This is a genomic window from Pseudomonas sp. LAIL14HWK12:I7, from assembly GCF_000483465.1.
GTDB lineage: Bacteria > Pseudomonadota > Gammaproteobacteria > Pseudomonadales > Pseudomonadaceae > Aquipseudomonas > Aquipseudomonas kermanshahensis.
Genome location: NZ_AXYZ01000004.1, coordinates 1 through 20,328, shown reverse-complemented (window position 1 = coordinate 20,328; position 20,328 = coordinate 1). Strand labels below are relative to the sequence as shown.

Genomic DNA, 20,328 nt, shown 5'->3' with positions numbered 1-20,328 from the left:
GATCAGGTCTCTGATCAATGGACAACGGCCGCGTCAGGGTTGCTCAGCCCAATAAAGCCACCGACTTGATCTGGGCGATCAGGGCCTGGCCTGGGTGCAGGCCGAGCTGGTCGGCCGAGAAGCGGGTGATGCGCGCCAGCAAGGCATTGCCCCCGGCATCCAGGCTCACCAGTACATGGGCCGGGTTGTCTGCCGGGCGGGTTTCGCGCACCTGCACCGGCAGCCGGTTGAGAATGCTGGAGGCGCCGTCCGCCGTCAGGGCCAGGCTCACGTCGCGCGCCTGAACCTTTACCCGCAGGGGGCTGCCCATGACGTGAGCGGGGTGGGCGATGCGCAGTATCGGCGCGCCGCTGCCGGGCAGGCGAAGGTCGAGCAGGTCGTAGTTGGGGTCATGCCCGACTACCAAGCCTTCGAACACCACCCCGGCATCTTCGCCCTGGGCCAGCGACAGGTCCAGGCGTGCAAGCGTTTCGCCAATCGGGCCGCTGGCCACGGCCTGGCCTTGCTCCAGCAGCACCAGGTGGTCGGCAAGGCGCGCTACTTCGTCCTGGGCATGGCTGACATACACCAGCGGGATATCCAGCTCGTCATGCAGGCGCTCCAGGTACGGCAGGATTTCGCGCTTGCGCGGCCCATCGAGGGCAGCCAACGGCTCGTCCATCAACAACAGCCGTGGGCTGCTCAGCAGCGCGCGGGCGATACCGACGCGCTGCGCCTCACCGCCGGACAATGTGGCGGGCCGACGTGCGAGCAGGTGGCCGATGCCCAGCAACTGGCACGCCTGTTCGAGGCTGACCTTGCGCTCGCTGGGCGCAACCCGGCGCCAGCCAAACTCCAGGTTGCCGCGCACCGACACGTGCGGGAACAGGCTGGCTTCCTGGAATACATAGCCCACCGGGCGCAGGTGAGGCGCTTGAAAATAGCCGCGGCTGCTGTCTTCCCAGACCTCGCCGTTTACTTCGATGTAGGCGCTGGCGGCGCGCTCCAGCCCTGCCAGGCAGCGCAGGCAGGAGGTTTTGCCAGACCCGGAATGGCCGAACAACGCGCTGATCCCGCGCCCTGGCAGTTGCAGGTCGACATCCAGGGTAAAGTCGTCGCGTGCCAGCTTCAGGCGCGCCACAATCGATGCAGTCATTTCAGCTCCAGCCAGCTTTGCCGCGGCGCCCCGCGTACAGCAGGAGCAGCACCAGGAACGAGAACACCAGCATGGCACCGGCCAGCCAGTGGGCTTGCGCATATTCCATGGCCTCGACGTGATCGAAGATCTGCACCGAGACCACGCGGGTTTTGTCGGGGATGTTGCCACCGATCATCAGCACCACGCCAAACTCGCCCACGGTATGGGCAAAGCCCAGAATGCTGGCGGTGATGAAGCCAGGGCGGGCCAGCGGCAGCACCACATGGACGAAGGTGTCCCATGGGCTGGCGCGCAGGGTGGCAGCCACTTCCAGCGGCCGTTGGCCGATCGCGCCAAAGGCGTTTTGCAAGGGCTGCACCACAAAGGGCATGGAGTAAATCACGGAGCCGATCACCAACCCGCTGAAGCTGAATACCACGCTGCCCAGGCCCAATGCCTGGGTGGCCTGGCCAAGCCAGCCATGGGGCCCGAGGGCGATCAGCAGGTAAAAGCCGATGACCGTCGGTGGCAGCACCAGCGGCAGGGCCACCACCGCGCCCACCGGCCCACGCAGCCAAGAGCGCGTGCGCGCCAGCCACCAGGCGATGGGTGTGCCGACGATCAGCAGGATCAAGGTGGTCAGGCTGGCCAGTTTGATGGTCAGCCAGATGGCACCCAGGTCACTGGCGTCTAGTGGCATCAGAGCTCATAACCGTAGGATTTGATTACCTCGGCGGCTTTCGGGCCTTTCAGGTACTCGACCAGCGCCTTGGCAGCGGCACTGTCCTTGCCTTTGTTAAGGATCACGGCGTCCTGGCGGATCGGGTCGTGCAGGTTGGATGGCACGATCCAGGCTGAGCCGCTGGTGACTTTGCCGTCCTTGTAGATCTGCGACAGCGCGACGAAGCCGAGCTCGGCATTGCCGGTGGACACGAACTGGAAGGCCTGGGTGATGTTCTGCCCTTCGACGATCTTGCCCTTGGTGGCCTCGGTCAGTTTCAGCTTGTCGAGCACCTGGGTCGCGGCCAGGCCGTAGGGGGCGGCTTTAGGGTTGGCGATGGACAAGTGCTTGTACGTGTTCTGCTTCAGCACGTCCCCCTTGGCATCCACGTAACCTTCTTTCGCCGACCACAGGGCCAGGGTGCCGATGGCGTAGGTGAAACGCGAGCCTGGGACGATTTCCTTTTCCTGCTCGAGCTTGGCCGGGGTGCTGTCGTCGGCGGCGAGGAACACTTCGAACGGCGCGCCATTCTTGATCTGGGCGTAGAACTGCCCGGTAGCACCATAGGCGGCGACCAGCGTATGGCCGGTGTCCTTTTCAAAGTCTTTGGCTATGGCCTGGATGGGGGCTGTGAAGTTCGCTGCGACCGCGACCTGGACTTCGTCGGCCCAGGCAGTGTTAAGGCAGATCAGGCTGGCCAGTGCAGTGGCGGCCAGGTGGAATGGGCGGATACGCATGAAGACAGCTCCTTGGGTTATCGTTATAGCGTGAACTATATAGCGATAGGCCATTGGCCGGGAAGGGGGCTGGACGACGACGGCGGTAATGGCCTGCAAGTGCTGTTCAGCGCGATAGCTTTTGCAGTGCCTTGCTGGCAATTTCCTGGGTCAGCTCAGCTGCCGGCATGTGCCTGCCTAAGCGCAGCGCCTGGCCCGACCACAGGTTGCTGAAGTCGCTGTTGCCTTGCGGGTCGGTGATTGCACGCAGTGGCATCAGCGCGCCACCTGCCAGCGGGAAGCGCGGTGCCAGGTCGCTCATCGGCCCCAGCTCACGCATGATGCGGTTGTTGATGCCCCGCGCTGGGCGGCCGGTGAACAGGTTGGTCAGGGCCGTGTCGCTGGCGGGCGCGGTGTCCAGCGCGCGGCGGTGGGCCGCAGACACCTTGGCCTCGGGGCAGAACAGGTAGGCTGTGCCGATCTGCACAGCCGATGCGCCCAACGCAAGGGCCGCGACCAGGCCACGGTGGTCGGCGATGCCCCCGGCTGCAATCACCGGCACCGTGACCGCGTCGACGATCTGTGGCACCAGGGCGAAGGTGCCAATCTGGCTGGTGATGTCTTCGCTGAGGAACATGCCGCGATGGCCGCCCGCTTCATAGCCCATGGCGATGATCGCGTCACAGCCGTTGCGCTCCAGCCACAGCGCTTCTTCCACCGTGGTAGCACTGGACAGCACCTTGGCGCCACTGGCCTTGACCCGTTGCAGCAGGTGGGGCTCGGGCAGGCCGAAGTGAAAGCTCACCACTTCAGGGCGCAACTGCTCGACCAGTTGGCAGCTTTGCTCATCGAACGGCGCGCGGTTGGAGACCGGCGTAGGGGCGTCGAAATCGGCACCCACCTCGCTGTAGTAAGGCTTGAGTACCTGCTTCCAGCGCGCCTCGCGGATCGCGTCGGGCGGTGGTGGTTGGTGGCAGAAGAAGTTCAGGTTCAGCGGCCGCCCAGGGCAGCCGGCGCGGAACGCTTCGATCTCATCACGTACCTGGTCACTGCTCAACATGGCGCAGGGCAGTGCGCCAAGGCCGCCCGCAGCGCCCACGGCAATGGCCATGGCCGAGCCCGTCGCACCTGCCATCGGCGCCTGCAGAATAGGCACTTCAATGCCCAGCAGATCGAGAATACGGCGGTCGGGCCAAGGGCTCATGCGGGTCTCCTTGCGGGCGGCGTGATCGGTGCGGCAGTACCTGCGGGGCGTTTACAGGGCCTTGCTGACCTGGATGTCGCTGATCTTTTCGGCATCTTCGCCGTGGATCTTGCGCAGCGCTTGCAGCGCCTGCTCGTGGGAGGCATCGGTCATGAGTGCGAAATCCCAACGGCGCGCGCCGTCGAGTTTGTATTTGATGACGTACTTGATGGTCTGGGTCATGGCGGTCTTATCTGAGTTTCGACGACGAGCGACGGATGATCTTGATCTTGTGGGTCAAGGTCGGCTTGCGCGTTACCGAGATCGGGCGCGTGGTCACGGTATCGAGGGTGATGTTCCAGAAACCGGTACTTGGAACGGTGATCTTGGCCGGGAACTTGTCGAAGGCACCACCATGGTAGGTGTGTCGACCGCCATTTTTGAAGCTGCGGAAGTTGGCGTCGTTCATCAGGCGGATGTTGCAGCGCTGGGAGCACTCGATGACGACGATATCGTCCTCGTTGAGGTGCTCGCGCTGGTGTACGAATTTCATGTGATGCTCCGCAAGGTTTGGATCTGCAAAGGCGAAAGATACCACGATGTCACGCTAAGCTGCCGCGCTCGATGGCCAGGCGTAGATAATTCTGCCAAAGCAGGGAGCAAACAGGCCTGGCTGTGGTCGAACTGGATTCTTGATGGCAGAGGTGCTGCAAATGAAGTGGATGGTGGCGGCGTTGTTCCTGGGGCTTGGGGGCTGTGTCAGCGTTTCGGAGCTTGAGCAGTCGCACGAAACGCTGGATGTGATGTCTGGCAAGACACCGCGTGAATACGCCGATTGCGTCAAGCAGAAGCTGGCCGATACCCGTGATCCGTTGGTCGAGGAGCAACGCGGTGATGGCTTGCGCCTGATCGTCCCGCAAAAGCTCACGGCCGGGGCTGGGCCGGCGGCACTGGTCGATATCGACTCGCGTGGCAGCGGCAGCAGCATCAAATTGCATGAACGGTTGAACAACTTCCCGTTGCGCCTGGGTGATGTGCGCACCGCAGCGACGCAGTGCATTTCTGGCCATTGATCTGGCGCAACGGATGCGCGGTTAAAAGGCCAATAGCTGTCACCTGGTAGGTGTTGGCGTTGTTGCGACTTGCCCTACGGGTCTAGTATCCATTTGCTTATGTTTTTTAAGCCTAAGCTTATAACAAAAGAAATGGAGATTCGTGATGACCCCGTTGAGTCGAGTCGTGATCGGCAGCCTGCTGATCCTGGCCTGGCCCACGGCGCATGCCGCCGATGGCCAGAAGATCTTCACCCAGGGCGGGGCGAACCCCGCCGCCATGGCCTGTATAGGTTGCCATGGCCCAGACGGCAAGGGCATTGCCGCTGCCGGGTTCCCTCGCTTGGCCGGCCTGCCGGCCGGTTACCTCAGCAAGCAATTGCAGGATTGGCGCAATGGCACCCGCAAGCAGCCGGTCATGGAACCGCTTGCCAAGGCCCTGAGCGACGACGAAATCAAAGCCGTCAGTGCCTACCTGGCCAGCCTCCCGGCTGAGCCAGCAGCCGATCTGCGCCGCCAGCAGATCGCCGATGACCCCACCACGCGCCTGGCACTGTATGGCGACTGGGAGCGGCAGATTCCGGGGTGTGTGCAATGCCACGGCCCAGGCGGCAGCGGCGTGGGTGAGCATTTCCCTCCGCTGGCAGGCCAGCCTGCGGCTTACCTGGTAGCCCAACTGAATGCCTGGCGCGACGGCAGCCGCAGCAATGACCCCAACCAACTGATGGTCGGCGTGGCCAAGGCCATGACCGATGACGAGGTCAAGGCGATTGCCGCGTTCTTCGCCCGTCCCGTCCACCCGGAGGTCACGCCATGAAACCGATGATTCCAGCCGTGCTGCTGTTGGCCATGGGCAGTGCCCAGGCAGCCCCGATCGCCATGGAAGACCAGTCGCAGTTGAAAGTGCCGGGCGTGCAGGCCGCGCCGCAGTTCGTGCCGCCTGCCGAGAGCGAGTTGCCGGACAATGCCTTTGGCAAGATGGTCCGCCAGGGCCATGCGCTGTTTGTCGATACCCGGCGGCTGATGCCTGAAGCCGTGGGCAACGGCATGAACTGCAGCAACTGCCACCTTGATCAGGGGCGCCTGGCCCACTCTGCGCCGATGTGGGGTGCGTATCCGATGTACCCGGCGTATCGCAAGAAAAACGACAAGGTCAACACCTATGCCGAGCGCATTCAGGGGTGTTTCCAGTTCAGCATGAATGGCAAACCACCGGCGGCTGACAGCCCGCAGATGACGGCGTTGTCGGTGTATGCCTACTGGTTGTCGACCAAGGCGCCGACAGGCGTGGAGATCGCCGGGCGCGGCTACCCCGACGTACCGCAACCCCAGGGTGGCTACGACTTCAAGCGTGGCCAGCAGGTCTACCGTGACCAGTGTGCGATTTGCCACGGCGACAATGGCGAAGGGCAGCAGGTGGCCGGCGAGTATGTGATGCCGCCGTTGTGGGGCAAGGATTCCTACAACTGGGGGGCCGGGATGCACCGTATCAACACGGCGGCGTCCTTCATCAAATACAACATGCCGCTGGGCAAGCCTGGCAGCCTGAGCGATGAACAGGCCTGGGATGTGGCGGCATGGATCAACCGCCATGAGCGCCCGCAGGACCCGCGGTTGGTGGAGGGCTCTATCGAGAAGACGCGGCTGAAGTTTCATGCCAATGACGGGGTGAACCTGTATGGGCAGAAGGTCGAGGGGGTGCTGATCGGGCAGGGAACCGGTAGCTGACGGGGTTGCTGTGCTGGCCTATTCGCGGGCCAGCACAGGCAACAACCGTTTTTGTCATCTACCCGTCACCGCCCTGCAACCACTGCCGGGTTGCAATGGCCGCCATCATCCTGAAGGAGCGCGGCCATGGAACTCTGTGTGATCGGGGCGGGGTATGTTGGTTTGGTGACGGCGGCCTGTTTTGCCGAAATGGGCAATCGCGTGGTCTGCCTGGAACGCGACCCGCAGCGCCTGATGCAACTGCGCCAAGGCCACTGCCCGATCCACGAGCCAGGCCTGCAGGCGCTGTTGCACAGCGCCATGCAGGCGGCCCGGCTGGCCTTCAGCGATGACTGGCAGCAAGCCCTGGCCGCCGCCGAGGTGGTGTTCATCGCAGTGGGCACACCGAGCCAGGAAGACGGCTCGGCCGACCTGCAGCATGTGCTGGCCGTGGCCGACAGCCTGGGGCGACACCTGACCCACCCGTGCCTGGTGGTGAACAAGTCGACAGTTCCCGTAGGCACCGCAGAACGCGTAGCCCGGCACATTGCGCTTGGCCTGCGCGAGCGTGGCGCAGGCTTCGTTGTCGAGGTGGCGAGCAACCCTGAGTTTCTCAAGGAGGGTAGCGCCCTCGAAGACTTCATGCGCCCGGACCGCATCATCATCGGCACCGACAGCGCAGCCGCCAGCCAGTGCCTACAGCGGCTGTATGCGCCGTTTGTGCGTAACCGTGAACGCATCCTGTTGATGGCGCCGCGTGCCGCCGAATTCAGCAAATACGCCGCCAATGCCTTTCTGGCCACCAAGATCTCCTTCATCAACGAACTGGCCGGGCTTTGCGCGCAGCTGGACGTGGATATCGAGCAGGTGCGACGAGGCATTGGCAGCGACCGGCGCATCGGCAGCCATTTCATTTATGCCGGGTGTGGCTATGGCGGCTCGTGCTTCCCCAAGGATGTCCGGGCGCTGATCCGCACCGCCGAGCAGCTTGGCTACCCGGCGGGTATCCTGCAGGCGGTGCAAGCCCGTAACGAAGCGCAGAAAACCTTGCTGTTCAAGGCGCTGCACCAGCATTTTGGCGGCTTCATGCGTGGGCGTAGCGTGGCGCTGTGGGGGTTGGCCTTCAAACCCGGTACCGACGACCTGCGCGAGGCGCCCAGCCTGGTACTGATCGACGCCTTGCTGGCGGCCGGTGCGCGGGTACAGGCCTGCGACCCGGTGGCGCTGGGCGGCATGGCAGGGCGCTACCCCCACGCCTTGGCCACTGGCCAACTGCGCCTGAGCGAAGACCCTTACGCCTGCGTCGAAGGTGCGGACGCCTTGGTACTGGTGACCGAATGGAAGCAGTTCAGGCAGCCGGATTTCGTGCGGGTGCGGGGGCTTATGCGCATGCCAGTGGTATTCGATGGTCGCAATATTTACGATGCTCAGGAACTATCTACACTGGGTTATCTCTATCATGGCATCGGTCGGCCTCAGGTGGGGCATTGTAAGGTGACTGCCGCCTGATTAGACTGCGCCGAATTCCACAGGCCTAGCCTTCGTTAAGGACGTATATGATCAAAAAATGCTTGTTCCCGGCCGCCGGCTACGGCACCCGCTTCCTGCCCGCTACCAAAGCCATGCCCAAGGAAATGCTGCCGGTGGTCAACAAGCCGCTGATCCAGTATGGCGTTGAAGAAGCGCTGGATGCCGGGCTGAACGAGATCTCCATCGTGACTGGCCGTGGCAAGCGTGCCTTGGAAGACCACTTCGACATCAGCTACGAGCTGGAAAACCAGATCAAGGGCACCGACAAGGAAAAATACCTGGTCGGCATCCGTCGTCTGCTCAACGAGTGCTCTTTCTCCTACACCCGTCAGACCGAAATGAAGGGCCTGGGCCACGCGATCCTCACCGGCCGCCCGCTGATCGGCGACGAACCGTTCGCCGTCGTCCTGGCCGACGACCTGTGCGTCAACCCGGAAGGTGACGGTGTACTGACCCAGATGGTCAAACTGTACAAGCAGTACCGCTGCTCGATCGTTGCCATCCAGGAAGTCGACCCGCAGGAAACCAACAAGTACGGTGTGATCGCCGGCGAGATGATCCGCGACGACATCTTCCGCGTCACCGACATGGTCGAAAAACCGGCCCCTGAAGACGCGCCATCGAACCTGGCGATCATTGGCCGCTACATCCTGACCCCGGATATCTTCGATATCATCGCCAACACCAAGCCGGGCAAAGGCGGTGAAATCCAGATCACCGACGCCCTGCTGCAGCAGGCCAAAGATGGCTGCGTGATCGCCTACAAGTTCAAGGGCAAGCGTTTCGACTGCGGTGGCGCCGAAGGCTACATCGACGCGACCAACTTCTGCTTCGAGAACTACTACAAGACGGGCAAGGCTTACTGATAAGCCTGGCAGGTCTGAGAGCCACCCTTCGGGGTGGCTTTTTTGTTTGCGGCGGCCAACGGCGGTATGCTGGGCGCCAGCCTAGGAGACTGAATAAATGGCCTACGATTTTGATCTGTTCGTGATTGGTGCCGGGTCCGGCGGTGTGCGCGCTGCGCGATTTGCCGCGGGCTTTGGCGCGAAAGTGGCAGTGGCCGAGAGCCGCTACCTGGGCGGTACCTGCGTCAACGTCGGCTGCGTGCCGAAAAAGCTGCTGGTGTATGGCGCGCACGTCGCTGACGAGCTGGAACAAGCCGCAGGCTTCGGCTGGACCCTGGAAGAAGGGCATTTCGACTGGGGCACCTTGATTGCCAACAAGAACCGGGAAATCGAGCGCCTCAACGGCATCTACCGCAACCTGCTGGTCAACAGCGGGGTGACCTTGTTGCAAGGCCATGCACGGCTCACCGGCGCCAACGAAGTGGACGTCGACGGCCAGCGCTACACGGCCGAGCACATCCTCATCGCAACCGGTGGCTGGCCGCAGGTGCCAGACATCCCAGGCAAGGAACTGGCCATCACCTCCAACGAGGCGTTCTACCTCAAGGCACTGCCACGCCGTGTGCTGGTGGTGGGCGGTGGCTACATTGCCGTCGAATTTGCCGGCATCTTCCAGGGCCTGGGTGCCGACACCACTTTGCTGTACCGCGGCGACCTGTTCCTGCGTGGCTTCGACGGCTCGGTGCGCACGCACCTGAAAGAAGAGCTGGAAAAACGCGGCCTCGATCTGCAGTTCAATGCGGACATCCAGCGTATCGACAAGCTGGATGACGGCAGCCTCAAGGCCACCCTCAAGGACGGCCGCGAGCTGGTTGCCGACTGCGTGTTCTACGCCACCGGTCGCCGGCCGATGCTGGACAACCTGGGCCTGGAAAACACCGGCGTCGAGCTGGATGCCCGCGGCTACATTCGCGTCGACGACCAGTACCAGACCACTGCGCCATCGATCCTCGCCATCGGCGATGTGATCGGCCGGGTGCAGCTTACCCCCGTGGCCCTGGCCGAGGGCATGGCCGTTGCACGGCGGTTGTTCAAGCCCGAGCAGTACCGCCCGGTGGACTACCAGAACATCCCCACCGCAGTGTTCAGCCAGCCGCCGATCGGTACCGTCGGCCTGACCGAAGAGCAGGCGCTGGAAGCCGGGCATAAGGTGCAGATTTTCGAGAGCCGTTTCCGGGCCATGAAGCTGACCCTTACCGACATCCAGGAAAAGACCCTGATGAAGCTGGTGGTCGATGCCGAGACCGACAAGGTCCTGGGTTGCCACATGGTTGGGCCGGATGCCGGTGAGATCGTCCAGGGCCTGGGGATTGCGCTGAAGGCCGGGGCGACCAAGCAGCAGTTCGACGAGACCATCGGTGTGCACCCGACGGCGGCCGAAGAGTTCGTGACCATGCGTACCGTTACCCGCTGATAATCGCGTGTGACGACACCATCCTGTGGGAGCGGGTTTACCCGCGAAGAATGCAACGCGGTGTATGGCACCGGCTTTGCCGGTGTTCGCGGGTAAACCCGCTCCCACAGGGTTCTGCTACACCAGCAGCTGCGTTGTTCAGCGCAATCTCTTCTATTAATAAACCTTGGTTATAGCCAAAACCAATCAGCAGCATCAGCTTTGCCAATGAGCCTTCATTGGGATGAACGGTTAGGATTCTCTCCATCAACTGATTCCAACCCCATGAAGGAGCGTCTCTCATGCCTATCATCAACAGCCAAGTCAAACCGTTCAACGCCACTGCCTACCACAAAGGCGAGTTCGTCCAGGTCAGCGAAGCCGACCTGAAAGGCAAGTGGTCTGTCGTGTTCTTCTACCCGGCCGACTTCACCTTCGTCTGCCCAACCGAATTGGGTGACCTCGCTGACAACTACGCCGAGTTCCAGAAGCTGGGCGTCGAGATCTACGGTGTGTCCACCGACACCCACTTCACCCACAAAGCCTGGCACGACACTTCGGACACCATCGGCAAGATCGAATACCCGCTGATCGGTGACCCGACTCACATCATCTCGCGCAACTTCGACGTACTGATCGAAGAAGCCGGCCTGGCCGATCGCGGTACCTTCGTGATCAACCCAGAAGGCCAAATCAAGATCGTCGAACTCAACGACGGTGGTGTAGGCCGTGACGCCAGCGAGCTGCTGCGCAAGGTCAAGGCTGCCCAGTACGTTGCCGCCCACCCAGGCGAAGTCTGCCCGGCCAAGTGGAAAGAAGGCGAAGCCACCCTGGCACCGTCGCTGGACCTGGTTGGCAAGATCTAAGGTCGTGCGCCAGTCGCGGGCGGTAAGCAGCCGCCAAAGCTGAAATACCTACCGCCCCGCCAAACGCCCGGGCGCTACTGCCTGGGCGTTTTTGTATCTGAAGATTGAAAAAGGAATCGCCCGTATGTTGGACGCCACGCTTAAATCGCAACTGAAAACCTACCTGGAGCGGGTCACCCAGCCGATCGAGATCGTTGCCTCCCTCGACGACGGCGCGAAGTCCCGCGAATTGCACGACCTGCTGGTGGAAATCGCCGGCCTGTCGAACCTGATTACCCTGCGCGCGGACGGAAGCGACGCCCGTCGTCCTTCGTTCTCGCTCAACCGCCCAGGGGCTGACATCAGCCTGCGTTTCGCCGGCATCCCCATGGGCCACGAATTCACCTCCCTGGTGCTGGCGCTGCTGCAAGTCGGCGGCCACCCGTCCAAGGCCAGCGCCGACGTGATCGAGCAGATCCAAGGGCTGCAAGGCGAATTCACCTTCGAAACCTACTTCTCGCTGTCGTGCCAGAACTGCCCGGACGTGGTCCAGGCGCTGAACCTGATGGCGGTGCTCAACCCCAACGTGCGCCATGTGGCCATCGATGGCGCGCTGTTCCAGGACGAAGTCGAAGCGCGCAAGATCATGGCGGTGCCGAGCGTTTACCTGAACGGCGAAGTGTTTGGCCAGGGCCGCATGGGCCTGGAAGAGATTCTGGGCAAGATCGACACCAGCGCCGGCACCCGCCAGGCCGAGAAGATCAACGCCAAGGACGCATTCGATGTATTGGTGGTCGGTGGTGGCCCAGCCGGCGCCGCGGCGGCGATCTATGCCGCGCGTAAAGGCATCCGCACCGGTGTTGCCGCCGAGCGCTTTGGTGGGCAGGTGCTCGACACCCTGGCCATCGAAAACTTCATTTCAGTGCAGGAAACCGAAGGGCCGAAGCTGGCCACCGCGCTGGAAGAACACGTCAAGCAGTACGACGTCGACATCATGAACCTGCAGCGCGGCGAGGCGTTGATCCCTGCCACCGACGGCGGCCTGCACGAAGTACGCCTGGCCGGTGGTGCCTCGCTCAAGGCCAAGACCGTGATCCTGGCCACCGGTGCCCGCTGGCGCGAAATGAACGTGCCGGGTGAACAGGAATACCGCGGTCGCGGCGTGGCCTACTGCCCGCACTGTGACGGCCCGCTGTTCAAGGGCAAGCGTGTGGCGGTGATCGGCGGCGGCAACTCTGGTGTGGAAGCGGCCATCGACCTGGCCGGCATTGTCGCCCAGGTGACGCTGATCGAGTTCGACAGCCAACTGCGTGCTGACGCCGTGTTGCAACGCAAGCTGCACAGCTTGCCGAACGTGAAGGTGATCACCAGTGCGCTGACCACCGAAGTGCTGGGCAATGGCGAGAAAGTGTCCGGTTTGCGCTACAAGGATCGCACCACCGATGAGCTGCATGACCTGGCGCTGGAGGGCATCTTCGTACAGATCGGTCTGCTGCCGAACACTGACTGGCTGAAAGGTACGGTCGAGCTGTCGCCGCGTGGCGAGATCATTGTCGATGCCAAAGGCGCGACCAACATCCCAGGCGTGTTTGCCGCCGGTGACGTGACCACCGTGCCGTACAAGCAGATCGTCATCGCAGTAGGCGAGGGCGCCAAGGCTTCGCTGGCAGCCTTCGATCACCTGATCCGCACCTCGGCGCCGGCGTAAGCCAAGCGCAAGCCTGAGGGTGTCTATGATTACTCCAGACACCCTCAGGAATCTCACCCATGACCCTGATCAGCCGCGAACCCTGGTGGCTAGTGCCACCCAAGCCCGGGCAAAAGGAGCAGGACCTGCACTGGGGCTATCTGGAAATCTACGCCGATGGCCGCACTGTGTTCGTCGACCAGCGCCCCAGCGATAAAGAACTGGCCGAGCGCAAAAGCTGCCGCAACTTCCCCGACCCCGAGCACTGAAGGGCTCAGCCTTCGAGCTCGGCCAGGCGCGCCTCCAGCGCTGCAATCCGGGCTTCCAAGGCCTCTATGCGCTCCTCCGAAACATTACCGCCACTGCTGCGGGCGCCCCCCTCCTGCTGGCGCGCGGCCAAAATCGCCTCGATTTCTGCCGGGTCACCCAGCGCATGGGTATAGCGGTCTTCGCGTTGGCCTGCCTGGCGCGGCAGGTGCAAAGCCAAATCCCGTGAAATCAGGCGCTCCAGCTGGTGCTGGATTTGTTCAGTGTCGTCGAAGTCGTGCAGGCGGTTGCTGCGGCTGAGCAGCTCGTTTAGGGTTTGCGGCCCGCGCAGGAACATCAGGCCCATCAGCACCAGCTGCGCCGGCACCAATTCCAGGGCCTTGTCCACGCGCTGCTCCCAGCGGTCGGCGCGGCTGCCCATCTGCAAGCGTGTCATGCCCTGGCCTTCGAGTGCGCGCAAGGCCTGGCCGACCTGGCCTTGGGTGAGGTTCATCACCGGCTCGCGGCTGGTCTTCTGGTTACAGGCCAGGACCAGGGCATTGAGAGTCAGTGGGTAGCTTTCCGGGCTGGTGGCCTGTTTTTCGATCAGCGAGCCGAGAATGCGGATCTCGGTGCTGTTGAAACGGCCTTCACCTGCGGTTTCGTGTTCTGACATGGCCCAGTCTCATTGCGAGGAAAAGGCCACTAGCGTAGGTAAAGCCGCTGCATTAGGCAATTGGCAGCGCTTGTTGAACGGCCTTGCCGGGGCTCCGGGCTGGTCGGAAAGGGCCGCAAAGCGGCCCCAACACGCTTAAGCCCCGCGTCGCTCTTCAGCCTGGCACGCCGCTGCCGTGAACAGCACGTCGGTCGAAGAATTCAGCGCAGTCTCGGCCGAGTCCTGCAGTACGCCGATGATGAAGCCCACGGCAACCACCTGCATGGCGATCTCGCTGGGGATGCCAAACAGGCTGCAAGCCAGCGGAATCAACAACAGCGAACCACCCGCCACGCCCGAAGCGCCGCACGCGCAGACCGCTGCCACCACACTCAGCAACACCGCAGTCGGCAAGTCGACCGGGATACCCAGGGTGTGCACGGCCGCCAGGGTCAGCACGGTGATGGTGATCGCGGCGCCGGCCATGTTGATGGTCGCGCCCAGGGGGATCGACACCGAATAGGTGTCTTCATGCAGGCCAAGGCGCTCCGACAGCGCGAGGTTGACCGGAATGTTGGCGGCCGAGCTGCGGGTGAAGAACGCCGTGATACCGCTTTCACGCAGGCACAACAACGTCAGTGGGTACGGGTTGCGGCGAATCTTCCAGAACACGATCAGCGGGTTCATCACCAGGGCTACGAACAGCATGCAGCCAATCAGCACGGCCAGCAGGTGCAAGTAGCCGAGCAGGGCGTTCAAGCCTGACTGGGCCAGGGTCGCGCTGACCAGGCCGAAGATGCCCAGCGGGGCGAAGCGGATGACCACGCGCACGATCAGGGTCACGCCGTTGGACAGGTCCTCGACCACAGTGCGGGTGGTTTCGCCGGCATGGCGCAGGGCCACGCCCAGGCCGATCGCCCAGGTCAGCACGCCGATGAAGTTAGCGTTGAGCAAGGCATTGACCGGGTTGTCGACGGCGCTCAGCAGCAGGTTCTGCAGCACTTCCGTGATGCCGCCCGGTGCACTCAGGGCGGCGTCGCCGGCGCTCAGTGCCAGGTGCGACGGGAACAGCATGCTGGCGACCACGGCCACCACGGCTGCGGCAAAGGTACCCAGCAGGTACAGCCACAGGATCGGGCGGATGTGGGTTTCCTGGCCATGGCGGTGGTTGGCGATCGAGGCCATGACCAGGATGAACACCAGGATCGGCGCCACGGCTTTGAGGGCGCTGACGAACACCTTGCCGAGGAAGGCCAGGTTGCGGGCGACGTCGGGCGCCAGCAGTGCCAGGGCGATGCCCGCGAGCAGGCCGATGACGATCTGCGTCACCAGGCTGGTGCGGTTGAGGAGGCGGAAGACAGGGGTCATGTGCAGCGCAGTCTCGGTTTTTGAAAGGGCGGGACTTTACCACAGACCGCTGTAGGGCTTGCCGGCAATGAAGTGGGAAAAATTACCAGTGAAACAGCTCCCGCCGTGCCCCCTCGGTAATGGCCACGATGCCCGGGTGCTTGACCTTGCGCTCCACTGAGATGGCATAGAACGACTCATGCACCGCCTCGGTCTGCCCGATCAACTGCACGCCATACTGGCGGCACACCTCCTCGGCGATGACGCTGGGCGCGACGAAAATGCCGCTGCCCGATTGCCCGAATGCCTGCATCAAGGCGCTGTCGTCGAACTCGCCAACGATGCGCGGCTGCACCTGTTGCTCGCCCAGCCAACGCAGCAAGCGGCTGCGCACCACGGTTTCCTGGCCTGGAATCAACAGGGGCGCATCTTGCAGGCAAGCAGGGAAGGGGCCGCCATGGCGTTGTGCCAAGGCCTGGGTGGCGAAGAAACTCAGGCCGCACTCGCCCAGCTTCTGGCTGTAGCCCTTGATGTCCAGGTGGCTGGGCATCGGGCTGTCGGAGATAACCAGGTCCAGGCGCTGGATCGCCAGGTCTGCCAGCAGCCGCTCCAGCTTGTCTTCGCGGCAGTTGATGCGCAGCACCTCGTCCAGTTCCATGGTCGGCGCCAGCAGGCGATAGACGATGGATTTGGGGACCACGTCGGCCACGCCCACACGGAACAGGATCTGTTCCTGTGGGCCGGCACGCAGCAGGGCTTCCAGCTCGCCGCCGATCTGGAACATCTGCTCGGCATACACCAGCGTCTGGCGGCCGGTCTCGGTCAACTCCAGCTGCCGCCCGACCCGTTGAAACAGCTCCAGGCCATAGGTCTGCTCGAACAGGCTGATCTGCCCGCTGATGGTCTGGGGCGTCAGGTTCAATTGCTCACTGGCCCGCGCAATGCTGCCGGTCTTGGCCACGGCCCAGAAGTAGTGCAATTGGCGGTAGTTGAGCATCGGGTTTTCTCGATTCGTAAAAACCGAAGTATAACCGCTGAAAATACGAATTTTCCTGATGTATTGGCCTCTTTAGAATGCGACTCCATCAGGCGCTGCGTGCGCCGCCGGAATATCGACAAGCGAGGAACCCATGTTGCAGCTTAAATCCATTGGCACGCCTTTGGTGTTGGCCCTGGCCCTGTTCACCCTGGCCGGCTGCGATCAGGCCGAAAAATCCGCCCAGCAGATGCTGGACCAGGCGGCCCAGTCGGCCAAGCAGGCCATCGACAAGACCAACGAAGCGGCGCAGCAGGCCCTGAGCGATGCCATCGGCAGCGAAGGCCAGCCGCCAAAAGACGTTGAAAAGCAAGAAAAGACCCAGGACATCTGACCCCAAGACCCGATGCAGGATTGATTAAATGGAATATTTGCTGGAACTCGCCGCAAGCCCGACCGCCTGGGTCGCCCTCGCCACGCTGGTGGCCATGGAGATCGTGCTGGGTATCGACAACCTGATCTTCATCTCCATCCTCACCAACAAACTGCCCCTGGAGTACCGCTCCAAGGCGCGGCGCATTGGTATCAGCATGGCCTTGGTCATGCGCCTGGCGCTGCTCAGCACCGTGGCCTGGATCGTCCAGCTGACCGAGCCGGTGGTCGATGTGTTCGGCCATAGCTTCTCGTGGAAGGACATGATCCTGATCGCCGGTGGCCTGTTCCTGCTGTGGAAGGCGACCAAGGAAATTCACGAAAACGTCGACCCGCACGGCGCCAAGGAAGAATCCAAGGCCGGTTCCACCATCACCTTGGGCTTCGCCGCGGCCATTGGCCAGATCCTGTTGCTGGATATCGTCTTCTCGATCGACAGCATCATCACCGCCGTGGGCATGACCGAACACCTGCCGATCATGATCATTGCCGTGATCGCTGCTGTGATCGTGATGTTGGTGGCGGCCGACCCGCTGGCCAAGTTCATCAATGACAACCCGACCGTGGTGATGCTGGCCCTGGGCTTCCTGATCATGATCGGCATGACCCTGATTGCCGAAGGCATGGGCGCTCACGTGCCGAAAGGGTATGTGTATGCGGCGATGGCGTTCTCGACCTTGATCGAGATCCTCAACATCATGGCCCGCCGGGCGCGGATGAAGCGCGAAGCGGCTGAGGGTTGATCTAGAAAAAGCGGGGCCATGTGGGAGCGGGCTTGCCCCGCGAACACCGGCGAAGCCGGTGCCAACCACCGCGTGGCCCCATTCGCGGGTCAAGCCCGCTCCCACAGGTATACATCAAATACGTGCGTTTAATGCGCCTCTACCTGCCGCCGCGCCCCGCGCACAGCCTGAGGTTCGGCCACACCCTGCGGTGGCAGGTGATGATGGGAATGACGCCGTACGATACGCAGTACACCCCACAGCATGGCGGCTGCGACGCTCAGCCACATACCTACCAGCATGAGGATTGCCAGGGTCAGGCTCATGTGTGCCTCCTTCTCTCGGGCCAGCGCGCTGTCAGCCAGGGCTCGCCTTACAGACACTTCATTAGTCTAGCCTGCCCCTTGTGACGTTCCATTGACCTTAGGTCTATTGCTGAGGCCGATTCGCTACAAGCCGGTGTCGGACTATACCCGCGCACCTGTGGGCCCTATGATCGGTGGCCAGAGCCGGGCGCTGCCTGCCTGGCATAGGAACAAGCGAGTGCCCATGGAGCAAGTTTCCTTCAAATCGCTGGCTTCAGCCCCACGCCGGTTGCTGCTGGCTGGCTTGGTGGCAGTCAGCCTGGCCGGTTGCGCCAGCGCACCGCCCGCCAGCCTCAAAGGCCTGCCGCAGCGGGTCGAAATCAGCAGCGTGCCGTTCTACCGGGGTAACGCCAACCACAGCGGGGCCATGGCCCTGGCGGCGCTGCTTTCGCAACAGGGTGCGCCGATCACCCCCGGGCTGCTGGATAAACCTTTGAACCTGCCCCAAGGCGCCGAAACGCTGGATACCAGTATCCCCCGTGTCGCACGGGACTACGGCATGGTGGTGTATGCGCTGGACAAACAACTGGACGCCTTGCTCACACAAGTGGCGGCGGGCAACCCGGTGTTGCTGCGTTACGAGGAGGGTTCGGCCTGGTGGAGCGAGCCACGCTACGCCGTGCTGATCGGTTATGACCGCTACAAGCAACGGGTACTGTTGCGCTCTGGCATGCACCGTCGGCAACTGATGGCCTTTGATGACTTTGCCTCGGCCTGGGCCAAGCAGGGGAGTTGGGCGGTGCTGCTGCAACCGCCGCGGCAACTGCCCGCCCAGGTTGACCGGCAACGTTGGTTGCAGGCTGCCGATGAGCTGGCCCGCGCAGGGCAGGAAGTCGCCGCCAAACAGGCGGTGAACAGCCTGGGGCGGTAAGCCGCGCACCGGCCGCTTCGCGGGCTTACCCGCAAAGCGGCCGGTGCGTTGTTACAGAGGTATCAGAAGCCCAGGCGGTCGCGCAGGCTGTAGTACCAGGCACCAATGGCGCTGAACGGTACACGCAGCATCTGGCCACCCGGGAACGGGTAGTGCGGCAGGCCGGCGAACGCGTCGAAACGTTCGGCCTGACCACGCAGCGCCTCGGCCAGCACCTTGCCTGCCAGGTGTGTGTAGGTCACACCGTGGCCCGAGCAGCCCTGGGAGTAATAGATGTTGTCGCCAATGCGGCCGACCTGAGGCAGGCGCGACAGGGTCAGCAGGAAGTTGCCGGTCCAGGCGTAGTCGATCTTCACGTTCTGCAGCTGCGGGAAGGCCTTGAGCATCTTCGGACGGATGATCGCCTCGATGTTTGCTGGGTCGCGTGCGCCGTAGACCACGCCACCACCGAAGATCAGGCGCTTGTCGCTGGTCAGGCGGTAGTAGTCGAGCAGGTAGTTGCAGTCTTCGACACAGTAGTCCTGCGGCAGCAGGGTACGTGCCAGGTCTGCGTCCAAGGGCTCGGTGGTGATCACCTGAGTACCGCACGGCATGGACTTGGAGGCCAGTTCTGGCACCAGGTTGCCCAGGTAGGCGTTACCGGCGACGATGATGAACTTGGCGCGCACTTTACCCTGTGGCGTATGAACGACCGGGTTGGCGCCACGCTCGATGCGAACGGCCGGGGTCTGCTCATAAATGATGCCGCCCAGCGATTCGACCGCGGCAGCTTCGCCCAGGGCCAGGTTCAGCGGGTGGATGTGGCCGCCGCTCATGTCCAGCATACCGCCGATGTAGCTGTCGCAGGCGACGACTTCACGGATGCGCTTCTGGTCCATCAGCTCCAGCTGATTGTGGCCAAAACGTTCCCACAGGCGCTTTTGCGACTCCAGGTGGCCCATCTGCTTGGAAGTGAGGGCAGCGAATACGCCACCGTCTTTAAGGTCGCACTGGATGTTGTACTTGGCGACGCGCTCACGAATGATGCGGCCACCTTCGAACGCCATCTGGCCCAGCAGTTGTGCCTGCTTGGGGCCGACGGTGCGTTCGATCACGTCGATGTCACGGCTATAGCTGTTGACGATCTGGCCACCGTTGCGGCCGGATGCGCCGAAGCCGACCTTGGCCGCTTCGACGATGCTGACCTTGAAGCCGTTTTCCAGCAGGAACAGGGCGCTGGACAGGCCGGTGTAGCCGGCGCCGATGATGCACACATCGGTTTCCACCTCACCCTGCAGCGCCGGACGTGGCGGCACCGGGTTAGCCGAGGCGGCGTAGTAGGACTGGGGGTAGGGGGTGTTGGCCATGCTCGAGGAACCTCGTGTTTTATATTTTTAACGAATGTAGCGATGCTATCAATAATAATAAACACCCGCTAGTCGTCCGTTAAAAATCCTTTACCCGGCTGTCGCCGAAGCCTTTCTATAAAGAGGTTAAGATTCAGTGAGTTAGCACGAAAAAAAGTGTTGACAGGGTTTTTGGATTGCGTAGAATGCGCACCACACGACAGGCACATAGCTCAGTTGGTTAGAGCACCACCTTGACATGGTGGGGGTCGTTGGTTCGAGTCCAATTGTGCCTACCAAATCGAAAAGGGGTGATCCGCAAGGGTCACCCTTTTTTATTGCGCACGCGTTTTACTGTAGGAGCAGCCTTGTGCTGCGAAGAGGACAATCCCGCTGACATTGATCTGCGGTGACCACTCGGGCCCTTTCGCAGCACAAGGCTGCTCCTACAAAACCCGGTAGCGCAGCAAAGCTGAAAGTTTTTGATTTTTCTGAAAAAAACGCTTTACAGGTACGCATTCGATGTCTAATAT

General features: G+C 62.5%; 23 protein-coding genes and 1 tRNA gene. 13 read left to right on the top strand and 11 right to left on the bottom strand.

What is annotated here, in order from left to right; all coding sequences use genetic code 11:
- Nucleotides 1–43: 43 nt before the first annotated feature.
- The 6 genes from modC to D886_RS0104055 form a co-directional block, all read right to left on the bottom strand.
- Nucleotides 44–1,135 carry a molybdenum ABC transporter ATP-binding protein gene (gene modC, locus D886_RS0104080; RefSeq protein ID WP_027592680.1) on the bottom strand — a complete coding sequence of 364 codons (1,092 nt, stop codon included), beginning with the start codon at nt 1,133–1,135 and terminating at the stop codon, nt 44–46.
- A gap of 1 nt (nt 1,136) precedes the next feature.
- Complete coding sequence (modB, locus tag D886_RS0104075) at nt 1,137–1,817, bottom strand: molybdate ABC transporter permease subunit (RefSeq protein WP_027592679.1); 681 nt, start codon at nt 1,815–1,817, stop codon at nt 1,137–1,139.
- On the bottom strand, nt 1,817–2,575 hold the full coding sequence (gene modA, locus D886_RS0104070; RefSeq protein WP_027592678.1) for a molybdate ABC transporter substrate-binding protein: 759 nt from the start codon (nt 2,573–2,575) through the stop codon (nt 1,817–1,819). The genes modB and modA overlap by 1 nt, the downstream gene beginning before the upstream one ends.
- Nucleotides 2,576–2,681: 106 nt before the next feature.
- Nucleotides 2,682–3,758, bottom strand: a complete 1,077-nt coding sequence (locus tag D886_RS0104065; RefSeq protein WP_027592677.1) for a nitronate monooxygenase family protein — start codon at nt 3,756–3,758, stop codon at nt 2,682–2,684.
- 51 nt (nt 3,759–3,809) lie between these two features.
- Complete coding sequence (locus tag D886_RS28325; RefSeq protein WP_177323872.1) at nt 3,810–3,980, bottom strand: hypothetical protein; 171 nt, start codon at nt 3,978–3,980, stop codon at nt 3,810–3,812.
- A 7-nt stretch (nt 3,981–3,987) separates the two neighbouring features.
- The gene (locus tag D886_RS0104055) at nt 3,988–4,290 is read right to left on the bottom strand and encodes a DUF1883 domain-containing protein (protein ID WP_027592676.1); all 303 of its coding nucleotides are present in this window, start codon (nt 4,288–4,290) and stop codon (nt 3,988–3,990) included.
- A 160-nt stretch (nt 4,291–4,450) separates the two neighbouring features.
- Here D886_RS0104055 and D886_RS0104050 point away from each other — a divergent pair, with 160 nt between their 5' ends.
- The 9 genes from D886_RS0104050 (at nt 4,451) to D886_RS0104010 (ending at nt 13,125) form a co-directional block, all read left to right on the top strand.
- The gene (locus D886_RS0104050; RefSeq protein WP_027592675.1) at nt 4,451–4,810 is read left to right on the top strand and encodes a hypothetical protein; all 360 of its coding nucleotides are present in this window, start codon (nt 4,451–4,453) and stop codon (nt 4,808–4,810) included.
- A 145-nt stretch (nt 4,811–4,955) separates the two neighbouring features.
- Nucleotides 4,956–5,606: a cytochrome c gene (locus D886_RS0104045; protein WP_027592674.1), complete on the top strand. Its 651-nt coding sequence runs from the start codon at nt 4,956–4,958 to the stop codon at nt 5,604–5,606.
- The gene (locus D886_RS0104040) at nt 5,603–6,517 is read left to right on the top strand and encodes a c-type cytochrome (protein ID WP_027592673.1); all 915 of its coding nucleotides are present in this window, start codon (nt 5,603–5,605) and stop codon (nt 6,515–6,517) included. The genes D886_RS0104045 and D886_RS0104040 overlap by 4 nt, the downstream gene beginning before the upstream one ends.
- 126 nt (nt 6,518–6,643) lie before the next feature.
- Complete coding sequence (locus tag D886_RS0104035) at nt 6,644–8,005, top strand: UDP-glucose/GDP-mannose dehydrogenase family protein (RefSeq protein WP_027592672.1); 1,362 nt, start codon at nt 6,644–6,646, stop codon at nt 8,003–8,005.
- Nucleotides 8,006–8,052: 47 nt separating this feature from the next.
- Nucleotides 8,053–8,892, top strand: coding sequence for a UTP--glucose-1-phosphate uridylyltransferase GalU (gene galU, locus D886_RS0104030; protein WP_027592671.1), 840 nt, complete (start codon nt 8,053–8,055; stop codon nt 8,890–8,892).
- A 97-nt stretch (nt 8,893–8,989) separates the two neighbouring features.
- A complete protein-coding gene (gene gorA / locus D886_RS0104025) occupies nt 8,990–10,345 on the top strand; it encodes a glutathione-disulfide reductase (protein WP_027592670.1) in 1,356 nt (451 codons plus the stop codon).
- Nucleotides 10,346–10,626: 281 nt separating this feature from the next.
- Nucleotides 10,627–11,190: an alkyl hydroperoxide reductase subunit C gene (gene ahpC / locus D886_RS0104020; RefSeq protein ID WP_027592669.1), complete on the top strand. Its 564-nt coding sequence runs from the start codon at nt 10,627–10,629 to the stop codon at nt 11,188–11,190.
- A 124-nt stretch (nt 11,191–11,314) separates the two neighbouring features.
- Nucleotides 11,315–12,877 carry an alkyl hydroperoxide reductase subunit F gene (ahpF, locus tag D886_RS0104015; RefSeq protein ID WP_027592668.1) on the top strand — a complete coding sequence of 521 codons (1,563 nt, stop codon included), beginning with the start codon at nt 11,315–11,317 and terminating at the stop codon, nt 12,875–12,877.
- Between the two features lie 59 nt (nt 12,878–12,936).
- Nucleotides 12,937–13,125, top strand: coding sequence for a hypothetical protein (locus D886_RS0104010; RefSeq protein WP_027592667.1), 189 nt, complete (start codon nt 12,937–12,939; stop codon nt 13,123–13,125).
- A 5-nt stretch (nt 13,126–13,130) separates the two neighbouring features.
- On the opposite strand, the gene D886_RS0104005 is transcribed toward D886_RS0104010, so the two are convergent.
- The 3 genes from D886_RS0104005 to nhaR all read right to left on the bottom strand — a co-directional run bounded on the left by D886_RS0104005 (nt 13,131) and on the right by nhaR (nt 16,101).
- A complete protein-coding gene (locus D886_RS0104005) occupies nt 13,131–13,778 on the bottom strand; it encodes a YceH family protein (protein ID WP_027592666.1) in 648 nt (215 codons plus the stop codon).
- A 135-nt stretch (nt 13,779–13,913) separates the two neighbouring features.
- Nucleotides 13,914–15,125, bottom strand: coding sequence for a serine/threonine transporter SstT (gene sstT, locus D886_RS0104000; RefSeq protein ID WP_027592665.1), 1,212 nt, complete (start codon nt 15,123–15,125; stop codon nt 13,914–13,916).
- Between the two features lie 82 nt (nt 15,126–15,207).
- Nucleotides 15,208–16,101, bottom strand: a complete 894-nt coding sequence (gene nhaR / locus D886_RS0103995; RefSeq protein WP_027592664.1) for a transcriptional activator NhaR — start codon at nt 16,099–16,101, stop codon at nt 15,208–15,210.
- 133 nt (nt 16,102–16,234) lie between these two features.
- Here nhaR and D886_RS0103990 point away from each other — a divergent pair, with 133 nt between their 5' ends.
- Complete coding sequence (locus tag D886_RS0103990; RefSeq protein WP_027592663.1) at nt 16,235–16,474, top strand: hypothetical protein; 240 nt, start codon at nt 16,235–16,237, stop codon at nt 16,472–16,474.
- A gap of 28 nt (nt 16,475–16,502) precedes the next feature.
- Complete coding sequence (locus D886_RS0103985; RefSeq protein ID WP_027592662.1) at nt 16,503–17,255, top strand: TerC family protein; 753 nt, start codon at nt 16,503–16,505, stop codon at nt 17,253–17,255.
- 128 nt (nt 17,256–17,383) lie between these two features.
- On the opposite strand, the gene D886_RS28320 is transcribed toward D886_RS0103985, so the two are convergent.
- Entirely contained in the window at nt 17,384–17,560 is a 177-nt protein-coding gene (locus D886_RS28320) for a hypothetical protein (protein WP_177323871.1), read from the bottom strand.
- Nucleotides 17,561–17,726: 166 nt separating this feature from the next.
- Between D886_RS28320 and D886_RS0103975 the strand changes: the two genes are divergently transcribed.
- A complete protein-coding gene (locus D886_RS0103975) occupies nt 17,727–18,470 on the top strand; it encodes a peptidase C39 family protein (protein WP_027592661.1) in 744 nt (247 codons plus the stop codon).
- 62 nt (nt 18,471–18,532) lie between these two features.
- Here D886_RS0103975 and D886_RS0103970 read toward each other — a convergent pair whose 3' ends face one another.
- Nucleotides 18,533–19,816 (bottom strand): FAD-binding oxidoreductase, encoded by a 1,284-nt coding sequence (locus tag D886_RS0103970; RefSeq protein ID WP_027592660.1) that lies wholly within the window; start codon nt 19,814–19,816, stop codon nt 18,533–18,535.
- A gap of 201 nt (nt 19,817–20,017) precedes the next feature.
- Between D886_RS0103970 and D886_RS0103965 the strand changes: the two genes are divergently transcribed.
- A tRNA-Val gene (locus D886_RS0103965) sits at nt 20,018–20,094 on the top strand.
- Nucleotides 20,095–20,328: the final 234 nt, after the last annotated feature.